Annotated in this window: 2 protein-coding genes; one reads left to right on the forward strand and one right to left on the reverse strand. The window is 61.7% G+C overall.

The window, feature by feature from the left end:
- Window positions 1–5: 5 nt before the first annotated feature.
- Window positions 6–191 carry a hypothetical protein gene (locus tag DIE06_RS39400; RefSeq protein WP_260433914.1) on the reverse strand — a complete coding sequence of 62 codons (186 nt, stop codon included), beginning with the start codon at window positions 189–191 and terminating at the stop codon, window positions 6–8.
- A gap of 34 nt (window positions 192–225) precedes the next feature.
- Between DIE06_RS39400 and DIE06_RS37770 the strand changes: the two genes are divergently transcribed.
- Window positions 226–1172 (forward strand): Ig-like domain-containing protein (locus DIE06_RS37770; RefSeq protein WP_260433915.1); only part of this gene is annotated, 947 nt, incomplete at its 3' end.

Here is a 1172-nt window from a genome sequence, read left to right on the forward strand (position 1 = left end):
ACCGATCACGTCACCAATGTCGGCACCTTGAATCTCGCCGGTGTCGAAACCGGCGCGACCGTCGAATACTCGATCGATGGCGGCCATACCTGGAACACGAGCTTCAGCGCCGTTGAAGGCGTGAACGACGTACAGGTCCGGCAGATCGACGTCGCAGGCAACACCTCGTCGACCACGTCGTTCAGTTTCACGCTCGATACGTCGGCCGCTGCGCCCAGAGTTGCGTTGACGACGGACTCCGGTAGCAGCGCCACCGACCACATCACCAACGTCGGCACCTTGAACCTCGCCGGTGTCGAAACCGGCGCAGTTGTCGAATATTCGATCGATGGCGGTCATACGTGGAACACGAGCTTCAGCGCCGTTGAAGGCGTGAACGATGTACAGGTCCGGCAAACCGATATCGCAGGCAACACGTCGGATCCGACTTCGTTCAGCTTCACACTCGATACGTCGGCCGCTGCGCCCGGTGTTGCGCTCACGACGGATTCCGGCAGCAGCGCCACTGATCACATCACCAATGTCGGGACGCTCAATGTCACTGGCGTCGAAACGGGTGCGACCGTGCAGTACAGCGTCGATAACGGCGCACATTGGAGCGCCAGCTTCAGCGCGGTTGAAGGGTTGAACAATGTGCAGGTCCGGCAGGTCGACGTCGCAGGCAACACCTCGTCGGCTACGTCGTTCAGCTTCACGCTCGATACGTCGGCGGCTGCCCCCAGTGTTGCGCTGACGACCGACTCCGGCAGCAGCGCCATCGACCACATCACCAACGTCGGGACGCTCAATGTCACTGGCGTCGAAACGGGTGCGACCGTGCAGTACAGCGTCGACAACGGCGCACATTGGAGCACCAGCTTCAGCGCGGTTGAAGGGTTGAACAATGTGCAGGTCCGGCAGGTCGACGTCGCGGGCAACACCTCGTCGGCCACGTCGTTCAGTTTCACGCTCGATACGTCGGCCGCTGCACCCAGCGTCGCGCTGACCACCGACTCCGGTAGCAGCGCCACCGACCACGTCACCAACGTCGGTACGTTGAATCTCACCGGCATCGAAACCGGCGCCACCGTGCAGTACAGCATCGATGGCGGTTCGCATTGGAACACCAGCTTCAGCGCGGTTGAAGGGTTGAACAATGTGCAGGTCCGGCAGGTCGACGTCGCGGGCAATAC

The sequence above is a fragment of the Burkholderia sp. Bp8998 genome (assembly GCF_003854235.1).
Classification (GTDB): domain Bacteria; phylum Pseudomonadota; class Gammaproteobacteria; order Burkholderiales; family Burkholderiaceae; genus Burkholderia.